This is a genomic window from Paenibacillus sp. 2RAB27 (assembly GCF_052115445.1).
Lineage (GTDB): Bacteria > Bacillota > Bacilli > Paenibacillales > NBRC-103111 > Paenibacillus_E.
This window is the reverse complement of the sequence record NZ_JBFRGR010000002.1, coordinates 577,243-598,873: the sequence shown is the minus strand read 5'-3', so window position 1 is coordinate 598,873 and position 21,631 is coordinate 577,243. Positions and strand designations below refer to the sequence as shown.

The window sequence follows — 21,631 nt, the reverse complement described above, 5'->3', positions numbered from 1 at the left end:
CATGAAAAAAACGTATTTATATTTACTATTGCTGCCTGGATTACTGTTCCTGACGGTTTTCATGGTGGTTCCGATCCTTCTTACGATAGGTTCAACCTTTTTCAATAAAGGCAGCTTCACATTAGCCGGTTACTGGAGTTTCTTCAAGGACCCCTACTTTCTGAAAATTTTATGGACAACCCTGCGTGTTAGTGTGGTCACAACCTTGCTATGCATCGTGGTGGGCTTCCCGGTTGCCTATTTCATCTCCAAGCAAAGCCCAAGGCAGAAGGCGATTCTGCTTGCCTTAGCGATTTTTCCGCTGCTCACCAGCTCTGTTGTTAGGTCATTCAGTTGGATGATTATTTTGGGCAAAAAGGGGCTGCTGAATAATGCGCTGATCGCTATTGGCTTGATCAAGGAGCCGCTCGATATCTTGTACACGCCTGCTGCGATGATGATCGGTCTGGTCCATTTATTCCTGCCGCTTATTATTATTACCTTGGTAGGTGTTCTTGAGAATATAGATCCGGATCTGCTGAAAGCGGCGGAAAGCTTGGGAGCGGGTCGCTTCAAAGCTTTCGTCAAAGTCATCGTGCCGCTTAGCGTACCCGGATTAATCATAGGAAGTATTCTAGTCTTCGTGGGCAGTCTGACGGCCTATACGACACCGGCTTTGCTCGGAGGCAAGCAGCGTGTTATCTCCACATTCCTATATCAGAACGCGATTACGCTGAATGATTGGTATCTCGCCTCCGTTATTGCGGTAATTATGATTGTGATTACTTTTGTGGTCATCGCACTGATGAACAAACTGGCTGTTAAATTAAATCCGAAGGGGTAGAAATATGCGGGAGAAGAACCGAGGGCTGGCCGTATTTACGCTTCTTGTCTATCTATTTTTGCTCGGGCCGCTCGTCATCATTGCATTTGCATCTTTTGAGCCAGGGAGTATCTTGAAATTCCCGCCGACAGGCTTCTCTTTAAAATGGTACCGTAACATCCTGGACGTCAAGATGTTCATGTCGACGTTCAGCACTTCCATCATCGTATCGCTGCTCGGTAATTTATTTGCGCTGCTGCTGGGGATTCCTGCCGCTTACGCATTAAGCCGATTTGCGTTCAAAGGGAAGGAAACGCTCAATGCGATCTTCATTTCCCCGGTGCTAATTCCTGGTATTGTACTTGGTTTTACGATGCTCAAGTACCTGATCGTGGTGTACCACCTACCGATATATGCGGCCTTGCTGGTTGGACATACAGTCATCATGCTGCCTTTTATCATTCGAGTAATTGCTTCTAGCTTATCGAATTTCGATTTTGCGATTGAAGAAGCCGCGTTAAGCTTGGGCAGCAGCCACTTGAAGACCTTCTTTAAAGTCGTACTGCCAAATATCAAATCCGGGATTATTGCGGCAATTTTGATTGCATTCTTGGAATCTTTTAATAATGTGGATATTTCAGTCTTTATGACGGGGCCTGGGGTCAGTACACTGCCTATTCAGATGCTGACTTATGTGGAGAATCATTTTGATCCGACAATTGCTGCTATTTCTGTACTGCTGATGCTGTTCACAGCTGTACTTATGTTCATCATTGAACGGTTGATGGGTTTATCCTATTTCACCAAACGATAACGGAGGCTTGTATTCATGGCATTGCTATCACTGGAAAAAATTTCGGTTGCCTATGACCAGCACTATATTCTGCAGGATTTTAACCTAAGTGTTGAAAAAGGAAGCTTGATCTCGCTGCTTGGTCCTAGCGGATGCGGGAAAACGACGACCTTGCGGCTTATAGCAGGATTCATCGAGGCGAAATCAGGCACTTTCTCTTTGAATGGAAAAGATTATACGCGTGTTCCTGTGAATAAACGCAATTTTGGCTTCGTTTTCCAGAGCTATGCGCTATTCCCTCATTTGTCGATTTACGATAATGTGGCTTTCGGCCTACGCTTGCGCAAAGTGAGTGGGGCGGAGCTGGATCGCCGTGTGCGTCACATTCTCGATGTCGTCAGCTTATCCGGCTTCGAGAAGCGTTACCCTAAAGAGCTGTCGGGCGGTCAAAGACAGCGCGTCGCGATTGCGCGGGCGCTCGTCATCGAGCCGGAACTGCTGCTCTTCGACGAGCCGCTGAGCAATTTGGATGCGAATCTGCGCGTCAACATGCGGGTGGAGATCCGCCGTATCCAGCAGGAGCTGGGCATTACGACGGTATATGTATCGCATGATCAGGAAGAGTGCTTCTCGATCTCCGATAAAGTAGCGATCATGAATAAAGGGATTATCGAGCAGCTAGGCGCCCCGGCGACGATATTCAAATATCCGAAGACGGAGTTCGTGGCGCGGTTTATCGGGTTTACGAATTTTATCACCTTCGAGTCACGATTTGATAGCAGTGAAGAGATTGCCCTCAAGGTGAAAAATTATATGTTCGCTGTAACCAAGCATGCGAGTAAAGGCGAACAGCAAGGCAAGCAAGGAGCTATTCGTCCGGACGATGTCGTGATGGGAACCCTGGATGAGCTTGAGGCAGGGGCTAATCGCGTGAACGGCCGCGTCAAGGTTAGCACGTTCCTCGGGCGAAGCTATCAGTATGTGATTGAAACGGAACTTGGTTCCTTCACCGTGAATAAAGAGATGGAGCTTCCTTACGCGAATGGGCAAGAGGTTCGGCTTCATTTTCCAGGTGAGAAATTAGTAATCGTTGAGTAGTGGACTTGGAGGTGAAGACAGATGCGCATTGATGTACTGATTGAAAATGTTCATATTTATAACAGTTATTTTAAAACATTTATCCATGGCAATGCAGCCATACTGGACGGTAAATTTCTATATATTGGCAAAAGAGGATCGGAAAGTTTCGAAGCCGCGGAGCGTTTGGACGGAAACGGCCGTTACATGATTCCCGGTCTTATCGATATCCATTTGCATATTGAAAGCACGATGGTGACACCAGAGACGTTCTCCTACGGACTCATCCGTAATGGGGTCACAACCATTGTGCCCGAACCTCACGAGATTGCCAACGTCTTCGGACTGGATGGAGTCAAGCAGTTTATGAAAGCAAGTCAGGATACTGTCGCGGACATGTTCTATGCGATCCCGAGCTCGGTTCCAGCGACATCCATGGAAACGACAGGCGGCGAGATTCATATCGCCGATTTGGACGAGCTGTTACGTACGGAGCGGATCATCTGTCTGGGTGAAATCATGAATTTCGTTGATGTTATCACAGACCCCGATTGCAAAACAAATCAAATCATCAACCATGTCCGTGCCAACTATCCGCATCTCATTATTGAAGGGCATGTGCCAAAGCTGTTGGATTTGGACCTGCACAGGATGATTTACAGCGGGGTCGATTCGGATCATACGCATCAGTCGATTGAGGGCATGGAAGCCCGGATCGCTGCGGGCATGTTCATCGAAATTCAAGAGAAATCAATGACGGATGAAGTCATGGCCTATTTAATCCAGCATGATGTATCCGAGCATTACTGTTTCGTTACCGATGATGTGATGGCTGACTCCTTCCAGCGCCGCGGGCACTTGAATCATATTGTGCGCAAAGCAATCGGCATGGGTATGAAGCCCGAGCAGGCCATTTATGCCAGCACACTCTCTCCAGCCAAGCGGATGCGGATGTATGACCGCGGGGTAATCTCCCCTGGCAAGATAGGCGATTTCCTGCTGCTTTCCAATCTAGAACAGCTAACGATTGAGCAGGTTTTCAAGGCGGGACGTAAAGTTTACGATGTGGAAGAGGCTTATACGCCAATCATCAAGCCTCCGGCTTTCCCGGCGCATTATTATCAAAGCGTGCAGATGGCGCCTTTAAAGGAAGCGGATTTTGAAGTCAGTATTGAAGAAGCTGACGATGTTTATACGTGCCGCAAGATGATGGTGAAGGATGGTTCTACATTCACAGAAGAACAGCACGCGCAGGTTAAAGTTCAGCAAGGGAAGCTGCTATGGCAGGAAAGCGGCAGCGCGCTCATTGCTACTTTCGAACGCTACGGGAAGAATGGCAATCGCGCCTACGGGTTGATTGGCGGCGATACGATCAAGCGGGGAGCCATCGCGACGACGTACTCTCACGACAATCATAACTTGCTCGTTGTCGGGCACAATCCCGGCGATATGCAGCTTGCCGCTAACGAAGTGATTAACAATCAAGGCGGTTTCAGCGTCGTGGAAGACGGCAAAGTGATCGCGAACCTCAGGCTGCCAGTGGGCGGCATCTTAACGGAAGAGCCGCTGGAGCAGGTAGCCATGGAAGTTGAACAGCTCCGCAAAGCTATGGAATCGCTGGGTTACCAGCACTATAATCCCATCATGTCCATCAGTACGCACTCCCTACCGGTAAGTCCGGCTTTGAAAATTACGGACTTCGGTTTAATTGATGTGAATCAGGGCAAGGTAGTCCCACTTGTTATTCAAGAGAGCAAATAATCAAGAAAATAAAAATCGTTAGTGGATGTTCACTTTTGTGAACATTCACTTTTTTAATTTCTACGGGGTTATTTAATTAGTATTGAATATATATCGGGTTTTAATGTCTTCTAGTCGAAGATTGCAACGGATTGTTCTCAAAAGCCCTAACTTTTGCGGCGCGTTGTATTGAGAATGAGATCTTGATGCATCTGCGTTCGTTGAAGAAAACTCGGAAAGATGTCCTTGCATGATCCGATCGGAACGGACAAAGAGGGGGAATGAGATTTCGTTGATTGACACCCTCGGCAGTAAACTAGAGGAATGGCACTATTCGATGGTGAATTAGTATGGTATTGTTTAATGAACAGCAGAGAACACTTGTCATGGTGTGGAACCCCGTAATTCGGATGTGAAACATCATTTCTTAAGGGTATGGACATGTACAGGATGTGGCAGCCTCCATGATCAGGATCACAATGCTAGTCAAATTATTAATCACGAAGGCATTCGTCTGCTTGTTGGATAAAAACCATCCCGCAGGAAATGCGGATTACGCTTGGATTACTTCTTTATAGTAGTGGAGACGATCCAGGAATCATGCGAATTCATTTGTGTGAGCTTTCAAACATTCCCTTATTCAAGGAGGAATTTCCTCTTAATGGTTAGCTGGCTGAAAGAAACCTGTTTCACAAATTTGGAGCTTGACGTGCAAAAAAATAGACTGCTCTTTTTTTTGCTATGTGGGCCTATTTTTATAATGGCTGAATTGAACATCGCTACGCATTATTCCTTATTTAATTCGATCAATGGCCAATTTATACTCATTATTCTCGTTTTTTTTGGTATTATGCTTTCGTTATTATTCGTACCCTCTATTGAAAAGAATTATAAGTATGTTTTTATGACGGGGATGCTTCTCTTTTCGATGTACCAGCTGTGGGCATTCAACGATAACTCGCTGATCTTTCAAATTATGTATATTAATCTAGCCCTCGCGCTTGTTTACCTTAATGGGCAGCTAATTATATATACAGGGATGACAACTGCTATCTTTACAGCGCTCGGCTTCATTTTCAGAAAAGATCTTTTCTTTCCACAAATGGATGGTGCAACGGTGAACGGTTCGATTGTGATCGTCCTGCAGACAACCGTTGTTTTGTGGGGAGTAACCAAGATCGGCAACAGATTCCATCAGTTCATCGATCATAATAAACAAATGAGTGAACTGTTGCGGGACAATGAGAATCAGATGCTGCTTATCCATGAACAGAACCGCGCGTTAACCGAATATTCGAAGCAAGTGGAGCAGCTTACGATCGTCGAAGAACGTAACCGAATTTCGCGAGAACTCCATGACACGATTGGTCATACGCTGACTTCCATGATTGCGGGACTTGAGTTGACAAAACGGGAGATGGACCTATATCTTCAAGGGGCGGAAAAACAAACAGAGCGTTTGGATAAGCTGCTAGATTTCGCGAGAAGAGGCTTGGAGGATATACGCGATCATGTTCACAATGCAGATAACTTCGGTCTTCAGGAATCACTGTTTGACCAGATCAGTCAGTTGGGTAGCGAGCTCTCCATAAATACGGGAATCGAGGTGGAGTATCTTACAGAAGGCGTCGTCTATCCACTTTCGCAGGCACAGCATCTTGCACTTTTGCGATGCGTGCAAGAGGCGCTTACGAACGCTGTTCGCCATGCACGTGCGAACAGGATCCAAATCCAACTTCGTTACCTAGCCGATAAGATCCACCTCGAAGTCAAGGATAATGGTATTGGGGCTACCAAAGAAAAGCTTCAGCAAGGTTTCGGGATCCAGACGATGAAGGAAAGGATATCAGCCGCGTTAGGTAAGGTTGAAATCACTTCAGATTTCAATGGTGGTGTCTGGGTAAAGTGTGAGATTCCGGTAAAAAAACGTGGCAACATGACAAATATTAGGCTTCTCCTTGCGGAGGACCAGGAGCTAATTGCAGAAAGCTTCCGCATTTTGCTCGATATGGAACTGGATTTGCAGGTTATTGGCGTGGCTGGGAACGGACTTGCCCTGATAGAAATGTGCGAGATAGAAGCGCCGGATGTCATCTTAATGGACATTCATATGCCGGAGATGAATGGAATTAAGGCGACGAGCATCATCAAACAGCGTTGGCCTGATGTCAAAGTAATCATATTGACTACGTTTCAGGATACCGATAATGCAGCGGAAGCGATCTCGCTCGGTGCTGAGGGTTATCTGCTGAAAAGCGTTCAACCTAAGCATTTGGCCGAAGCTGTTCGGATTGTAAACAGCGGAGGTTCGTTGATCTCTATGGAAACCGCCAAGCTGCTGGTCGATACCCGTCAAAAACATACTCCGACTCTTCAAGACGCACGGGAGGAGCCGGAAGAAAGCAATCCGGTATATGGGCTAACCGAGAAAGAGATGGAAATCGTCCGGTTTCTTTCGGACGGGTTTAAATATAAAGAGATTGCGCTGAAGATGCATTTTTCGGAAAGTACGATAAAAAACTACGTGTCCATCATTTATTCAAAGCTGAATGTGGAGAATCGTACGCAAGCAGTAAATAAATTACATAATTTGTTATAACCTCTGAGTACAAGAGATCGCAAAGAATAAAAAAGCGCTACATACCTATTGACGGTATGTAGCGCTTTTTTTAGGTCAAATGCGTGCATACAGGAGCGGGCAGTTCAGAAAGTATACCCGAAAGTTATGTACTTTCCACCCTAGGTATCTAGGGCGTACTTTTCTATACTTAGGGTACGAAAAGCGGATTCATGTCGAAGAAGAAGGGTGAGGAGAAATGTAATGAATTCATATTTAACAACGGTTGGTAAAATCATTATGACCATTTTGGTTGTTGCTATTGTACTTGGCTATGTTGTCGTGCAATACGGAATTGTCGGTGCCGAGTATGCAGGACTCGTCAAGGTCAAGTTATCGAAACCAGACTTTCATTATTCTCCATGGATTTATGTGTTGTACACACATATCGTAAGCGGGTGCGTCGCACTAGTGGTTGGACTATTTCAACTTCTCCGCAAGCCTGAAGCAAAAAGGATGCAACTTCATCGATGGCTTGGCAAAATCTATGTGATCAGCATTCTCATCAGCGGAATTGTCAATATTTATCTATCCATTTTTGCAAGTGGAGGCGGGTTTTCGAAGGCCGGTTTTTTCTTGTTGGATAGCTTATGGATTTGTGCGACTTTGACGGCCGTTAACCGGATACAAAAGAGCCAAGTCGGGGCTCATCAACAATGGATGCTGCGAAGCTATGCATTAACCTTTTCGGGTGTTACTTTGCGTATTTGGCTGCCGCTGCTCATGATTCCGTTCGATTTCGAGACGGCTTATCCAATTGCGGCCTGGTTAGCGTGGGTACCGAATCTGTTGATTGTCGAATGGGCGATACGCAGGAGAGCGATGAAAGTAAAGAGACTAGCCAGCCATGTCATTCCGATTGTGGAATGAAGGACCTCAGGGGAATGAACATGTTTCGACGACTAGGCCGTACTACAGCCCTTCTCCTTCTCGCATGCTGCACTTGTGCGGTATATGTAGTTGTGGCAGCCTGTACGGACATAAGACAGCCTTATTTTATCGTATACATGTCGGCAATGATTGCTCTAATGATGTTTAGCGGAAGTGCTGAAAAGGAGCGAAAAAAAATGGAAACATGGAATACAGGAGAGAAAAAACTTGTGAAAATGACTCCGCGTACTTACGTACTGTTTACTTTGATCATAAACGGCTTGGCCCCATGGGGGATTTATGAATGGTTAAGTCATTCCATGAGCAGCGTTCTCGCTTTGACTATTGCGACTCTGGTGCCTCTTGTGGACAATCTCGTCCACCTAATCAGACATAAAAAATTCGACGTATTCGGGGCGTTAATGCTGTTCACGTTCCTCTTAACGCTGATCCTCGTATCTATGGGCGGGAATGAGAAAATTTTATTAGTCCGAGAATCGCTCATCACAGGCTCCGTCGGGCTTATTTTCCTGGGCTCCCTCTCGTTTAAACGTCCGCTAATGTACTACCTAGTGCTGCGATTTCTTGCAATCGAAGGATTTGCGGATAATTGGAAATATCCATATTTTCGCTATGTGCTGCGGCTAATGACATTCGTATGGGGGATTGTTCTAGTCATGGAGTCGGTCGTGAGAGTCATCATGGTCAATCATCTCTCTACTTCACAATTTCTAGCGATATCCAATTTTGTCCTGTACGGATTTATAGGAGCGGCAATTTTGTGGACGATGGTCTATCGCAAAAAATCAGCTAGGCGTCTTGAACAAATTAAACTGCACGCTGTATAAAAACTGGAGGAATCTTATGCAAGTGGAACAATTTCAACTTTTGGACGGACACAGCCTACGGAACCTCTACACATCCGTCACGCAACACCTCCGAAGAGAAGGTGTCAAGCAGTGGGACCGCTTTTACCCTAACCGCTTCATCATCCAGAGTGATCTCCAAAGTGGAAGCCTGTTCGGAGTAAAACAGAGCAATACCGTGATTGCAGCGGTTGTCGTGAATGAAAAGCAAAGCTCGCGATACGATATTTTGGACTGGACGGATCGGCAAGGGAAGCCTGCCTGTGTTCACCGGCTTGCCGTTCATCCCGAGTTCCAGAGAAGGGGACTAGGCAAAATTCTGCTTGGTTTCGCGGAACAATATGCCCTTGACCAAACGTGCACCAGTATCCGCCTGGACGTATTCTCTGCAAATGATACTGCCGTCAGGATGTATGAACAGGCTGGTTATGAGCGGATCGGAACGATACGCTTTCCTTTTCGCCAAAAGCCTTACTATTGTTTTGAAAAGATATTGGGGAGTCGCGTACCATGAAAACGATTTACAGAAATAAAAACGGTGCGAAGGAAACCTTTATTCAAGCTTACGATAGAACACTTCAAGAATGGGATGTACCGGTAGAATCAGCATACTTTGATACTTCTTTTGGTGAAACACACGTACTTATTTCAGGACCGGAAGATGCCGAACCGCTGATTCTGTTCCATGGATTTGGCTTTAGTTCTACGATGTGGATCGAAAATATCAGGCCACTAAGCAAACGGTATCGTACCTATGCAGTGGATTTTATCGGAGATATTAACAAGAGTGAAGCTATTCGGCAGATTAAAAACAAAGAAGAATGTGCGAGTTGGTTCCGTGAAATCTTGAACGGTTTGAATATTCAAAAGGCTCATGTTGCAGGTCTGTCATACGGTGGATTTATTGCTTTGGTTTTGGCCATTTACGCTCCGCAGTTTATCAATAAAATGGTGGTCATGAGTCCAGCAGCTTCTTTTCAACCACAGAGCAAGAAATTTTTCATCAAATGCCTTCTCGCCGGTGTCTTTCCAACAACCAAACGTCTGAACGGCCTAATGAACTACATGATCGGTAAAGGAAATCAGGTTAATGAAACTTTGAGAAACCAATTCATTGCGGGCATGCAGAATGCTTTGCCAAAAAATAAGTTATTTCCAAGTTACATGGAGGATGATGAGCTGAAAGCCATTCAATGCCCAACTCTCCTGCTGATCGGAGATCAAGATATTCAATATGATCCTAGAAAAGCGATTGCAAGAGCCAATCACTTAGTTCCGCACATACAAACGAAATTAGTGGCAGATACTGGCCACGGGCTGGCCATGGAACGGCCGACAACGATAAATTCGTTGATGATTTCGTTTTTTAGTACTTCAGTAAATCAATCGGGAGCTGTAAAATGAAAACTACATTATCGGAACGTCTAGGCGGATTATCATGTGTCGTATCGGGGGTGCTGCTTGTTATTGCGCATGTACTGAACCTTGGGGCAAGTAACGGTCCAGGGACAGTATTGGGGCAGACTTTAGTTTTATCCGCTCATTTACTTCTTGTATTTGCATTCTTTTGGTTGTACACGGCGTACGGAAGTCAAATCGGGTTACTCGGATTGTTAGGCATGATTTCAGGCATTGTGGGTACCATTTTTGTTACGGCAATTGTTTTTGTGGAAGTTGCTGGTGCATTCGGAAAGCAAGTAGACGCGGTTTTCGAGACGAGTATAACAAGGAACCTACATACCTTTGGTCCATTGCTATTTGTACTCGGAATGATCCTCTTCGGGCTCTCATTTCTTCGGCGAAAGGCACTTCCGCGTGGTGGTGGGATACTTCTGATCGTGGGAACAATGGTCTTTGCGAGCGGGAGTTTAGCAGGTGATGTAGAAGCTTTAATCTCTACGCTCGGTGCAGCCTTTACTGGCGCTGGCTTTGTTTGGTTGGGAATGAGTTCATTAAAAAAATAAGGAGGAGACCTAATGAAAACATGGACGAAACATGAAGACCCTACTAATAAGTACGGAGCCACATTTACCTTGGGAGACAGAAATGTCTTGTTGCCACCAGGTGCAGTGATTTCTGTAACAAGAGGAGAACTTTTCAATATTCCAAGATTGATGATAAATGGGTTGTTAAATCAATTCATTATGAAAGCAATGACCCAAAATGAAGACCTTCTATATGCGGAATTGACTGGTCAAATGCAGGGAGGCGTTGGTCAAACGACAACCGTCTGGAAAGATGGCAAGCGTATGAATAAATTCAGGACCAAAGGCTTCCACAATTTTACACGAAGATTTTTTAGCTGGGTATTTTATAGTGGAAAAGTACAGTCCTATTTTTTAACTTGGGAGCTTGAGGGGCAACTACCTCCTGCTGAGGAAATCACTACGCATGTAAAAACTTACGGTCGACATTTTGATGGGGGTAAAATGGTCAAGAAAGCGGATCCCAAAAATAAGAAGAACCAAAAGCGTGATTCGTGAATTTATAGACACTGACATTCGGTTTTTAATGTTCTTGGTTGCACTAAAAAAACGGGTATGTCTTTAGACGATATCGCAGACTTCACGAAAGATGGATGTAACGAAAGGTGGTATTCTATTGAAAATGAATTGGAAAACATTTGTATGTGGCATGATTGTAGGATCTGCTCTATTCTCAAGCGTTTCTTTTGCTGCGCCTGCAATCGTAAAAATGATTGTTAACGGAAAGGTAATTACTTCTGAAGTACCGCCTCAAATTATAGACGGAAGCACCATGATCCCGGCACGTGCCTTGGCTGAATCACTTGGCGCAAAAGTTATATGGGATCAAGGAAATAATACCGTCATTATTGAGAGTGAAATTTACAATCAGCTAATGAACGAAAAAGTAGCGGTTCAATTAGCCGGCGCTGCGCAAAGACATTACTGGCATATAGCAAATGGTGGTTCGGGCGTTGAATTAGTTGAAAGAAGTTTTAAAGTAGAAGGTAACAGTTATCGGTGGATGGGAAATGATTTGGATACCAAAGAAAAGTTTATTGCGTATCTAGAAGAAGTAACTACGCCAGAACAATCAGCGGCTTTTTGGAATAAAGAAATCGAAACCGGAATGTTACTCGAAATCAATGGCAGACTGTCGCAATCAGATGCCGATGGTGGAAGCACTAGGGATTGGAACGCATCCCAAGCCACATTAATCAAGGACGGGAACATTCAAAAAACATATTCATTGAAAGTTCCGTTAGGGGATTCAGATAACTATGAAGTACACGAAATTAAAGTAAAACTTGTAGAAGGTAAAGGTTGGCGCATTGACGGTACATTAGATTTCATTCAATCATAATATTAATAAAATTCTTGAGTAGGATTTTACTTTATTAATAATAACATGAGGAGCCCTATCAATAATGGAAATATTGGAATGGTCTTACCGGCGTATCGCCCTTTTAGATGTTCCCGTTATGCTGGACTGGTATAATAATCGCGAGTTGCATGAAACTGCAAACGCTAAAACGTTTCACCCCTACACGATCGAAGAATTGACCAAGTACTGGCAAAAAAAGATTAACCGTACTGACGCTAGTTATTTCGCCATATTTATAAACGAGCGGATGATTGGCCGTGTGAGTCTGAAAGGCATGGACTCAACAGGTGAGGGTATTGAATACGCCATCCCTGTACTCACGTGGGCTTGGTACCGAGATTACGAGATGTATGTTGGAGAAATCTTTCTCCGATCCGCGACTGCGATATGTACAGCTTGACGTGCGGTTGGATAATAAAAGAGCCATCCGCTGCTACGAAAAAACGGGCTTTCGCAACATAGATTCCTTTCTGGAAAATGGCGTTTCTATGCGCCGAATGAGAGTTACAAAGTAGAAAGATTAAAGAATCGTTAGGACGTTTCGGAATTAGCTATATTGGGATTAAAGAGCATATGGATGTTAAAATGAACAAAAACTTATGTTTCAAAAGGAGAAAGAGATGAGAGAAATTACACTTGCCAATGGGATGACAGTAGAAGTTGAATGCTTAAGTTGTGCTTTAACTGGTGGATTAGTTGAACTAACTGGTGGTGTAGTTTATGAAGATGAGTTCTTCCATGCTCATCAGGATGTAGCGTATCCTATCCCTGGATTAGTTATCCTTGCGTCTAAAAGGCATTTTTATTGTATGGATGAACTAACTGATGATGAATCTCTTCGTTATATAGAGTTGGTAAAAAAGATTCGTGATGCCCAAAGAAAAGAGTTAGGGATTGATTATGTTTATTATTTTTACAATGAAGATACAACACATCATTTTCATCTTTGGATAGTCCCAAGATTTGAGTGGATGAAACAATTCGGGAAGTCTGTTGAATCGTTAAGACCAGCACTGTTATATGCAAGAAATGAAATGAATAATGAAGAGAATATGAAATGTGTAATCGAAAGTATAAACAAGTTAAGAAAAGTTTTAACCTAACGGAGATCGGTGCACTGAGGAGAGGGATGTCGGCGACCGTACGTGGCAGGTTGTCTCTCGGATCTTCCTGCTAGATGAGTACGTCCAAATCCAAGTTAGTTATCCTTTGCAAAAGAGAATCTCGACTTTCTGCACGCATCACGAAAAATTCCAAAACAGTATAAGGGATAGAACGTTATATCTTGCGCAGCTCCCCCTCGAAGAAAGCCATGAAGAAGATAAAGAGAAGGTAAAGGAAATCACAGAGCCACGTAATCGACTGTTTTGGACAATGAACAAATTGGCGGGACTCAATTGAAGCACTTAAGAAAGATATTGAAAGCCACATCTATTTTTACAATTACGAACGATTACTAGCAGTAAATTCTGCTCTCGTTATGTTACGCTCGGGTTCGTGCTTGGCAAAAAATGTGAAAACGTTTTATAGTTAACATATTAAGGATGAATATACGGTTAGGCGCGAGTCTAGGAGAAGACCTTATCCGTAATCATATCCTACCAGAAAATTGGTGGAATGTGTTTACATGGATACGGTCTTTTTCTGTTTTCAGTCGCCTTGCCGGATAAAATTTAATTTTTCAAAGGGTGGGAAAGATATGGCAAGGGGCTATGTGTTCGATTTAGATGGTTACTGTATATCTGGGGGATAGAACGATTGAAGGGGCAGCGGAGGCAATACAAACTTTGCGACCAGACAGCGAGCAAGCCCAATATGTCGTGCTCTCATGGGATCGCCAATTCACCTATGACAAGCTAAACAGTGTATCAGGCAGCGGTAAGAGGATCCATTATCGTCGCTTCCAACCCTGATGCAACTTGTCCATTAGACGGCGGACAAATTCCGGATGCAGGTACATTTATCGCAGCTCTTGAGATTGCAACAGGCAAAGCCATAGTTTTTGTTGTAGGCAAACCATCCTTGATTGCGGCTGAGGCTGCAGCTGCCCATTTGGAATTGCCTTTCGAGAATTGTTTTATGATCGGCGATCGACTGGATGAAAGCGAATTATCCGGATACTGATTCATATCTGAAAGAGTAAACAAATCATGGAAAGAATCTAATCCATGAGAAATCAATGCCCGCATCGCCGTTTTTCCCAGCCCGGGCGCCTAGCGCCCGGGCTTTTATCATGAAAAGAATAGGAGAGCAAAAATTGTGTAGCCCTCAAAGCAAGAGAAGCTGAGAACATCAAGAAGTGAAGCTTTCCATATAAAACGGCTGTTGGTATGGTGGGTTCAAGCCGAATCACATCAGGCTAATAACAGAAAGGAAGGTGAACCATGCATGCTCTCACAACCAGCTGTGGATGCCGGAAGCCACGGACGCGCCAAACTGAAGGCATCACGCAGACCAATATGGAGGGACCTGAAACGCAGACCATTTCTTTATATGCTGCTCGTTCCCGTGATCGCTTACTTCGTAATATTTAAGTACTTCCCGTTATACGGGGAAATCATTGCGTTTAAGAATTTTCGTCTAGCTGACGGTATATGGGGCAGCAAGTGGGTGGGACTGGAGCATTTCAATCGGCTGCTGCACAGCAGTGATCTGTTTAAGATTGTACGCAACACGCTCCTATTAAATCTATATGGACTGTGTTTTGGTTTTCCTGTCCCGATCATACTCGCCATCATGCTGAACGAGGTACGTGTGGAATGGTACAAGCGAGTTGTTCAGAACCTATTGTATTTGCCGCATTTTTTATCGTGGATTATCCTCGGCACAATCGTCATCGGATTACTTTCACCGGGCAGCGGGTTTATCAATTATATCCTGAAGGCATTCGGTATGGATCCGATCTATTTCATGGGAAACACCTTTTGGTGGCCCCTCGTCTATGTGTTTTCCGGCATATGGCGGGATGCTGGCTTTAGCACGATTCTTTATTTGGCGGCAATGGCTAGCATTGACCCACATTTATATGAAGCAGCCCGTATAGACGGGGGCGGTAAGCTGAGACAAATATGGCATGTGACGCTTCCAGGCATCCGAAGCACAATTGCGCTCTTGCTGGTTCTGCAAATGGGCCGTATGTTCGATGTTGGCTTCGAGCACGTCTGGGCACTGACCAATCCCATGGTAACCAGCGTTTCCGACGTGATGAGTACTTATATTTACAGGCTTGGGCTCGTTAACCTGCAATACAGCTATACGACAGCGATTGGATTGGTTCAATCCCTCGTAGGGTTAGTACTCGTGCTTACAGTGAATCGAATTATTCGAGCGATGGGAGAGCGAGCGTTATGGTAGCGGAGCGAGCCGTTGGAGGCAAATTCAATCACCGAAAGGAGGGGCTGCGAATGACTGTCTGGAAAGAGCGCGTGCCCCGCTTACTACTCTATCTCTTCTTAGGGATATGCACGTTCTCGACGTTCTTCCCTTTTTTGAATGTGTTGGCGGTTTCTCTTAGCTCGGGCGAAGCTATTCGCGCCGGTTATGTTTCGATATGGCCTAGACAATTTACATGGGATGCCTATCGTAACTTGATTGATGACGGTCAGCTGTTCATCGCGATGAAAAATACGGTCGTGATGACCGTTGTTGGTACCGTGCTCAACATGCTGGTTACGATTATGGCGGCTTACCCGCTGTCCAAAATGGACCTGCGTGGACGGGGTCTCGTCCTCGGCATGATTATTTTCACGATGCTGTTCACGGGAGGACTTATCCCTCAGTTTCTACTTATTAAAAGCTTAGGGCTCATGAACACCTATTGGTCTCTTTGGTTATCAGGCCTCATCAGCACCTACAATTTGTTCGTCTTGAAAACCTTTTTCGAAGGTTTACCGAGTGAGCTTGAGGAATCAGCCTCCATTGATGGAGCAAAGGATTGGGTAGTGCTTGTTCGTATCGTTCTTCCGCTAGCACTTCCGGTTATTGCAGCATTGACGCTCTTCTACGCGGTAGGGTGGTGGAACGCGTATTACAACGTGCTTATCTTTATTAAAAGTTCAACCCACATGTCGCTGATGGTCAAGCTCTACCAGATGATCGACAACCTCGATCCCGCACTGCTTGTTGGGGATTCGAACGCGAACAACGCGCTGCCACCAGAAGGTGTTCGTGCTGGAGCCGCTATGCTGGCTTCACTGCCTATTCTGATTATTTATCCTTTTCTACAAAAATATTTCGTGAAAGGCGTTTTAATGGGCTCCGTCAAAGGCTAGCTTGTTTAACGCGGATTGTCATTGGCTCCGTTCATAATGGCGCAAGTCGCCTTGTGATATAATTAAACCATGTGGGAGGTCATCGTATGAAGAGAACAAAAAGTTGGGTGTTAGGTTCTACGATTTTGGCAATGACGTTAGGAGCGGCGCTAACGGGCTGCAGTAAAACGGAGGAAGGAGCAAGTGGAAGTCCAACTCCGTCCGCAGCGGCAAAGGTGGAAGATAAATACGATAAACTGCCGAAGGCCGTTAGTGTTACCATGTACGACCGAGGTGCGGTTGCCGCAGAAGAAGGCTCGTATGAACAGAATCGCTGGACCAAATGGATTCAGGAGCAATCGGGCATACAAGTTAAATATGTACCGGTTCCACGCAACCAGGCGCAGGATAAGCTGAATACGCTGATTGCCTCAGGCGAAGCGCCGGATTTGATCTGGGACTTCGACCGCAATTATATCGGCACGCTTGTCTCGCAGGGCGTTGTTCAACCCCTTGATGATTACATCAATCAATACAGCACCGTCATTAAAAATTATATCAACGAAAATCCGGACTTAAAGCCGCTGATGACATTTGATGGTAAAATATATGGGATCACATCAAAACGGGCATTGAGCGGCATAGCTAATGCTGGCATGTGGATCCGGCAGGATTGGCTGGATAAGGTTGGCATGAAGGCGCCGACGACGGAGGAAGAGTTTTTCGCAGTGACGAAAGCTTTCAAAGATAAGGGTTTATCCGGCAATACGAACGCACCTGTCGTGTCGATGTTTGTTTGGTCTAACGTGATCTCTGGTCTGTATGGGACACATAGCACGCAATGGTACCTCGATGGGGGTAAAATGGTTAACTCGAGGGTCGTTGACCGCAACGTTGGTGCAATTAACTTCGAACGTAAACTATACGAGAACGGATACATTGATAAAGAATACTTGACGGATAAAAATAGTCAGAAGATGATGGGCGACTGGGCGCAAGGCAAAACAGGCATCCTGATTGGTAGTGTCGGCAATGGCATTGACACCTATATGAAGGATCTGATGAAAAATTTCCCGGATGCGAACCCAGTGCCTTTAGCAGCTTTCTCGACGAAGTACGGCAAGTTTGGCGGCTATCAAGAGACGCCAGCCAATATTTATGTCGCTTTTAACAAAAATATGAAAAATCCGAAAGCAGCGATCCAATATCTCGACTGGATGCTGGATAAGGGCTGGTACACGCTTGCGAATGGTATTGAGAACACGCATTTCAAATTGGTGAATGGCGTTCCTCAAGTGATTGACGCAGACAAATTCAAGAAGGAAGTTGCATACGCTGGTGAGTATGCGATCCTAAGAAACGATGCGAAGACGTTCAAGTTGGAGGATTTGATGGTCAAAGCCCCACAAGATCCGCTTTCGCAACGCTGGGCGAAGTTGAACGCTGAAGCGATGAAGACAGCGCTTAGCGTGCCGTTCCGTCGGGATATTCCGTATTCCCCGAATTCTCCGGAAATCAGCAACGTGTTTGCGAGTATCGAGCCGAAATTGGTCGAGATCCGCACGAGAGCTATCGTCAAAGGCGATATCACGCCAGAGCAAGCTCTTGACATGATACGTAAAGAATACAAGAGCGCTGGCGGCGACAAGGCCGATCAAATCGCACAAGAATGGTACGAAAAGAATAAAGCAAGTTTCAAATAACACAACACAATGAAGAAATAATGGGCCCATTCAGGTCCCATTATTTCTAATTATGGAGACTCGAGGAGGCAGAGGCATGTTCTGGCAGCAAAAGAGAAGCCGTTCGAAGCGCGCAATGTCGATAATTTTGCTTTTTTTGAGCCTATGTATTGTTTCGACAGCAGGCCTGTCCTATTTCATCACGACCGAGCATCTTCAGGCAGAAGTCGAGCAAACGAACATGTCCCTGCTCCACGAGGTAAACGATAAACTGCTGTTGGTGTTGAAGGGGATCGATTCGGAAACGATGCAATTTTTACGCAGCCGAGATATGAGGACGTTCATGGAGGATGAAGGGGCTGATCAGCAGGATACGATCACGATTAACAACAGAATCGCGGATATGCTGCTGAGTAACGATACCATTTTTTCAATCGACTTGTATTCCTATGCGAAAAAGCGTTGGTCACAGACGAATCCATTTCAGACGCCGGAGCTAGGACCCGATTATCAATGGATGAATGCTTTTGAGAGATATAAAGGCTTTTATCAGTGGATTGGCACTAGAAAGCTATCCCTTGATGATTCGGGTAACATTCGGCAGAACGTCATGACGCTCATTCGTTCCTATCCGCTTGTACATGGGGAAGGATACCGGAAAGGTGCAGTTGCTTTCAATATTGATGAGCGATCTATCTACAATCTAATCAAAAACGCCATTGATCCTTCTCTCGGCTACTTGTTTCTAGCTGATGCGGAGGGAATCATTCTCAGTCATTCCGATAAATCTTTGATTGGCAAACAAGCAGGTGGGCTTCTTTGGTCCAAAGATATGACCCAGCGGGATGAAGGGCAATTCCGTACGAAAATGAATGGAGTCAACAGAACGGCCTTTTATATGAAGAGTCCGTATACAGGCTGGGAAATTATTAGTGTGGTTTCTGACGCAGCACTCAGCAAGCCGCTGGTCCAGGTGCGAAACACATTGTTCGGCATTTCTATTCTGCTTCTACTTTTAGCAGGAGGCATGTCCATGGTGTTAAACAGTTGGATGTTCCGGCCGGTCAATCGGGTCCTCTCGAATGTGACGAAACAGCTTCAGGCATACGGCCAATATGAAAGAAAAAACGAGCATTGGGCTGACGACGAATGGAGCGGTATCGAAGTTTCTTTGTCATACGTTTTGGCCGATAGCAATCGCATGTACAGGCAAATGAGGGAAACGCAGCCGGTTATTAAATGGCGCCTAGTGATGGATGCCTTGATTGGCGCACGCAAAAATCCAGAGGAGCTGCGCGCCAGCCTTGAAGCCATTGGTTTCCCGCTGCATGCGAAGCAGTATATCGTGTTGGCTGCTGAGTTCGATCAGAAATCGAGCATTGCCTCGTCACAGGATCTCCATTTATATAGCTACGCGCTCTGCAATGTTGCGGAAGAGATGATCAATGCGGAGTACCGGGGGATCGCCATTGAAGCACGGGACGGCCTAGTGGTTATTGTGATCTCGTTTCATGAAGCCGAAGCGGAAGCGAATCTACTTCGTGCATTTGCAGTTGCAGAGATGATCAAGAGCTATGTGGAAGAGCAGTTTAAGCAGACGATTTCAATTGGATTGGGTCACATTGCGCAAGAGATAGACACGCTTCAATACTCGTATCATGACGCGATGTCGGCATTGTCTTACAAAATGATACTCGGAGGCAATACTATCATCTCTAACGATGATATTCGAGAACCAGCGAGCGGAGAGTTTATGCGGCTGCTTGGCATGACGGACGGCATCGTTGACTCGCTTCGACTGACGGATAGCGAGAAGATGAAGAAGCAGACGGAGCGTTGGTTTGGTGAGATGGCTGGCAGCGGTGCTGCACCTGATATGATTCGCCAATTGGTTGTCCACTTTATGATGAAGGCGGCCAAAGCAGTAGGTGAGATTGACCCTGTAATGCTCGAAGAAGCACCTCCGCATAGATTATTCGACCTGCTGAGTCAACATGAAAATATCCATGAGCTCTCGGATTATGTCATTGAGCAGCTTGGCCAGTTTGCCAAGCAAATTGAGGAGAGACGCAGTAATCGAGAGCGAAACGATGTAGTTGAGCGAATCACCGCCTTTATTAACGCCCACTATATGCACAGCGATTTATCCCTGAATTATTTGGCAAGTGAATTCAAGCTGAGTGCGTCGCATGTGAGTCGCATATTCAAGGAGCACAAGGAAAGAAATTTCATTGATTATTTAATGGATATTCGCATGAGAAAGGCGAAAGAGTTGCTTGCCGGTTCCGATATGTTGATTAGAGATGTGTCGGAGGCGGTTGGCTACACGAACGTCAACAGCTTCGTGCGGATTTTCAAGAGGAGTACCGGATTTATCCCAGGTGAATATCGGGAGAGGGAACAAGCGCTGCTGAGAGGAGCAGATGGAGCTAACGATACCGATGTTGCCGAATAAAAATGCTACAGGAGGTACTGATGATGTTAACCAGTACAACAATAACAGATACAATCACCGGGCAGTCGATCCTCGCACTTGGCGTGGAAGGAGGCGATACAGCGCATCTGTATTTTACGGCGATGTCCTGGTTGTCGAACAGCCGACATCTGATTGTGCATACGGACATGGACCGAGAGACGTGGAAGGGTGACATCGTGCGTTTCGATATGGAAACGGGTGATGTGCAGGTGCTGGAAGAAGGCCAGATTTGGGGAAGCGGGGTCGTTTCGCCCGATGATATCATCTATTTATTGAAGGGGAATGAGCTATACGCAATTGATGCATGGAGCGGGGAAAGGCATACGATTTGCAAATTGGAGGAGCATTGCACGTTCTTTGGGCCTTTGTCGATAACGAACGACGGCAAGGTGCTTGGCGTGTATTGGAAGGAGGCGCTTCTTCAGTCCGAGGATGCGGAGTCACAGGAAGCCGTTTGGGTAATCGGCACGGTAAATGTGTCCAGCGGCGAGGTATGCGAAGCAGCCCGTCCTCAATTTGCTGAGCCTTACCCGATAGCGAATCATGCGATGATCAATCCGGTTGATCCGAATCAGGTATTTTTCTCGCATGAAGGCGCGACAGAGCAAATTCCGGATCGACTTTGGGTGGTCGACACGAGGACCGGGGAGATGAGCAACCTCTTTTCGCAGAAAAAGGAGGAGAGCGGACGGCCAATCGAATATGTTGGGCACGAGATATGGGCGCTCGACGGCAGCGGACTGTACTTCGTGAAATATCCGCATAGTCCGGATAAACCGACTGGCGTTTATTTCGTGGATCGTCGGGGCGAGCGGCACGAATTTATTAATGGAGACTACAGGTATTGGCATGTCGGCATTAGTCCTGACGGCCGATATGCAGTGGCGGACACACAGGAGCCCGGTATTTCCAAAATCGTGCTCATCAACACGGCAACGAAACAGTCCGAGCTGCTATGCGAACTGCCATGCCGTGGGATGCATCCTGGTCACCCGCATCCATCATTTAGTCCGGACAGCCGTAAGGTTACCTTCACGTTTTCGGATGAGCATGATGTGCTACATGTTGGGATTATAGATATTAGCGACCGGTTATAGCTAGGTGAGGATT

At 45.6% G+C, this 21,631-nt stretch carries 21 protein-coding genes and 2 pseudogenes; all 23 read left to right on the top strand.

Annotation, left to right across the window (positions count from 1 at the left end; all coding sequences use genetic code 11):
- The first annotated feature begins 1 nt into the window (after position 1).
- The 23 genes and pseudogenes from AB4114_RS05130 to AB4114_RS05020 all read left to right on the top strand — a co-directional run bounded on the left by AB4114_RS05130 (position 2) and on the right by AB4114_RS05020 (position 21,618).
- On the top strand, positions 2 to 823 hold the full coding sequence (locus AB4114_RS05130) for an ABC transporter permease (RefSeq protein ID WP_441987446.1): 822 nt from the start codon (positions 2 to 4) through the stop codon (positions 821 to 823).
- A 4-nt stretch (positions 824 to 827) separates the two neighbouring features.
- Positions 828 to 1,616, top strand: coding sequence for an ABC transporter permease (locus AB4114_RS05125; protein WP_441987445.1), 789 nt, complete (start codon positions 828 to 830; stop codon positions 1,614 to 1,616).
- 15 nt (positions 1,617 to 1,631) lie between these two features.
- Positions 1,632 to 2,693 carry an ABC transporter ATP-binding protein gene (locus tag AB4114_RS05120; protein ID WP_441987444.1) on the top strand — a complete coding sequence of 354 codons (1,062 nt, stop codon included), beginning with the start codon at positions 1,632 to 1,634 and terminating at the stop codon, positions 2,691 to 2,693.
- A gap of 21 nt (positions 2,694 to 2,714) precedes the next feature.
- Positions 2,715 to 4,433 carry an adenine deaminase C-terminal domain-containing protein gene (locus tag AB4114_RS05115; RefSeq protein WP_441987443.1) on the top strand — a complete coding sequence of 573 codons (1,719 nt, stop codon included), beginning with the start codon at positions 2,715 to 2,717 and terminating at the stop codon, positions 4,431 to 4,433.
- A 137-nt stretch (positions 4,434 to 4,570) separates the two neighbouring features.
- A pseudogene (locus tag AB4114_RS05110) lies at positions 4,571 to 4,737 on the top strand (RNA polymerase subunit sigma-70); the annotation flags it as partial.
- A 66-nt stretch (positions 4,738 to 4,803) separates the two neighbouring features.
- Positions 4,804 to 4,866, top strand: a pseudogene (locus AB4114_RS05105) (hypothetical protein); the annotation flags it as partial.
- A gap of 207 nt (positions 4,867 to 5,073) precedes the next feature.
- The gene (locus AB4114_RS05100) at positions 5,074 to 7,011 is read left to right on the top strand and encodes a DUF4077 domain-containing protein (protein ID WP_441987442.1); all 1,938 of its coding nucleotides are present in this window, start codon (positions 5,074 to 5,076) and stop codon (positions 7,009 to 7,011) included.
- A gap of 222 nt (positions 7,012 to 7,233) precedes the next feature.
- Entirely contained in the window at positions 7,234 to 7,899 is a 666-nt protein-coding gene (locus tag AB4114_RS05095) for a DUF2306 domain-containing protein (protein WP_441987441.1), read from the top strand.
- 20 nt (positions 7,900 to 7,919) lie between these two features.
- Complete coding sequence (locus AB4114_RS05090; RefSeq protein ID WP_441987440.1) at positions 7,920 to 8,747, top strand: VC0807 family protein; 828 nt, start codon at positions 7,920 to 7,922, stop codon at positions 8,745 to 8,747.
- A gap of 16 nt (positions 8,748 to 8,763) precedes the next feature.
- The gene (locus AB4114_RS05085) at positions 8,764 to 9,279 is read left to right on the top strand and encodes a GNAT family N-acetyltransferase (RefSeq protein WP_441987439.1); all 516 of its coding nucleotides are present in this window, start codon (positions 8,764 to 8,766) and stop codon (positions 9,277 to 9,279) included.
- On the top strand, positions 9,276 to 10,169 hold the full coding sequence (locus AB4114_RS05080) for an alpha/beta fold hydrolase (protein ID WP_441987438.1): 894 nt from the start codon (positions 9,276 to 9,278) through the stop codon (positions 10,167 to 10,169). Before AB4114_RS05085 ends, AB4114_RS05080 begins: the two co-directional genes overlap by 4 nt.
- Positions 10,166 to 10,729: a hypothetical protein gene (locus AB4114_RS05075; protein ID WP_441987437.1), complete on the top strand. Its 564-nt coding sequence runs from the start codon at positions 10,166 to 10,168 to the stop codon at positions 10,727 to 10,729. Before AB4114_RS05080 ends, AB4114_RS05075 begins: the two co-directional genes overlap by 4 nt.
- A 12-nt stretch (positions 10,730 to 10,741) precedes the next feature.
- Complete coding sequence (locus tag AB4114_RS05070) at positions 10,742 to 11,248, top strand: hypothetical protein (protein ID WP_441987436.1); 507 nt, start codon at positions 10,742 to 10,744, stop codon at positions 11,246 to 11,248.
- A gap of 124 nt (positions 11,249 to 11,372) precedes the next feature.
- Positions 11,373 to 12,092 (top strand): DL-endopeptidase inhibitor IseA family protein, encoded by a 720-nt coding sequence (locus AB4114_RS05065; RefSeq protein ID WP_441987479.1) that lies wholly within the window; start codon positions 11,373 to 11,375, stop codon positions 12,090 to 12,092.
- A gap of 64 nt (positions 12,093 to 12,156) precedes the next feature.
- The gene (locus AB4114_RS05060) at positions 12,157 to 12,513 is read left to right on the top strand and encodes a hypothetical protein (protein WP_441987482.1); all 357 of its coding nucleotides are present in this window, start codon (positions 12,157 to 12,159) and stop codon (positions 12,511 to 12,513) included.
- Positions 12,464 to 12,628, top strand: a complete 165-nt coding sequence (locus AB4114_RS05055; protein ID WP_441987478.1) for a hypothetical protein — start codon at positions 12,464 to 12,466, stop codon at positions 12,626 to 12,628. The genes AB4114_RS05060 and AB4114_RS05055 overlap by 50 nt, the downstream gene beginning before the upstream one ends.
- 105 nt (positions 12,629 to 12,733) lie before the next feature.
- Positions 12,734 to 13,216 carry an HIT family protein gene (locus AB4114_RS05050; protein WP_441987435.1) on the top strand — a complete coding sequence of 161 codons (483 nt, stop codon included), beginning with the start codon at positions 12,734 to 12,736 and terminating at the stop codon, positions 13,214 to 13,216.
- 760 nt (positions 13,217 to 13,976) lie between these two features.
- The gene (locus AB4114_RS05045) at positions 13,977 to 14,237 is read left to right on the top strand and encodes an HAD hydrolase-like protein (protein ID WP_441987434.1); all 261 of its coding nucleotides are present in this window, start codon (positions 13,977 to 13,979) and stop codon (positions 14,235 to 14,237) included.
- Between the two features lie 264 nt (positions 14,238 to 14,501).
- A complete protein-coding gene (locus AB4114_RS05040) occupies positions 14,502 to 15,467 on the top strand; it encodes an ABC transporter permease (RefSeq protein WP_441987433.1) in 966 nt (321 codons plus the stop codon).
- A 50-nt stretch (positions 15,468 to 15,517) separates the two neighbouring features.
- Positions 15,518 to 16,384, top strand: coding sequence for a carbohydrate ABC transporter permease (locus tag AB4114_RS05035; RefSeq protein WP_441987432.1), 867 nt, complete (start codon positions 15,518 to 15,520; stop codon positions 16,382 to 16,384).
- Between the two features lie 86 nt (positions 16,385 to 16,470).
- The gene (locus AB4114_RS05030; RefSeq protein WP_441987431.1) at positions 16,471 to 18,066 is read left to right on the top strand and encodes an extracellular solute-binding protein; all 1,596 of its coding nucleotides are present in this window, start codon (positions 16,471 to 16,473) and stop codon (positions 18,064 to 18,066) included.
- A 76-nt stretch (positions 18,067 to 18,142) separates the two neighbouring features.
- Positions 18,143 to 20,500 (top strand): helix-turn-helix domain-containing protein, encoded by a 2,358-nt coding sequence (locus AB4114_RS05025; protein WP_441987430.1) that lies wholly within the window; start codon positions 18,143 to 18,145, stop codon positions 20,498 to 20,500.
- A 20-nt stretch (positions 20,501 to 20,520) separates the two neighbouring features.
- On the top strand, positions 20,521 to 21,618 hold the full coding sequence (locus AB4114_RS05020; RefSeq protein WP_441987429.1) for a TolB family protein: 1,098 nt from the start codon (positions 20,521 to 20,523) through the stop codon (positions 21,616 to 21,618).
- The last annotated feature ends 13 nt before the right edge of the window (positions 21,619 to 21,631 follow it).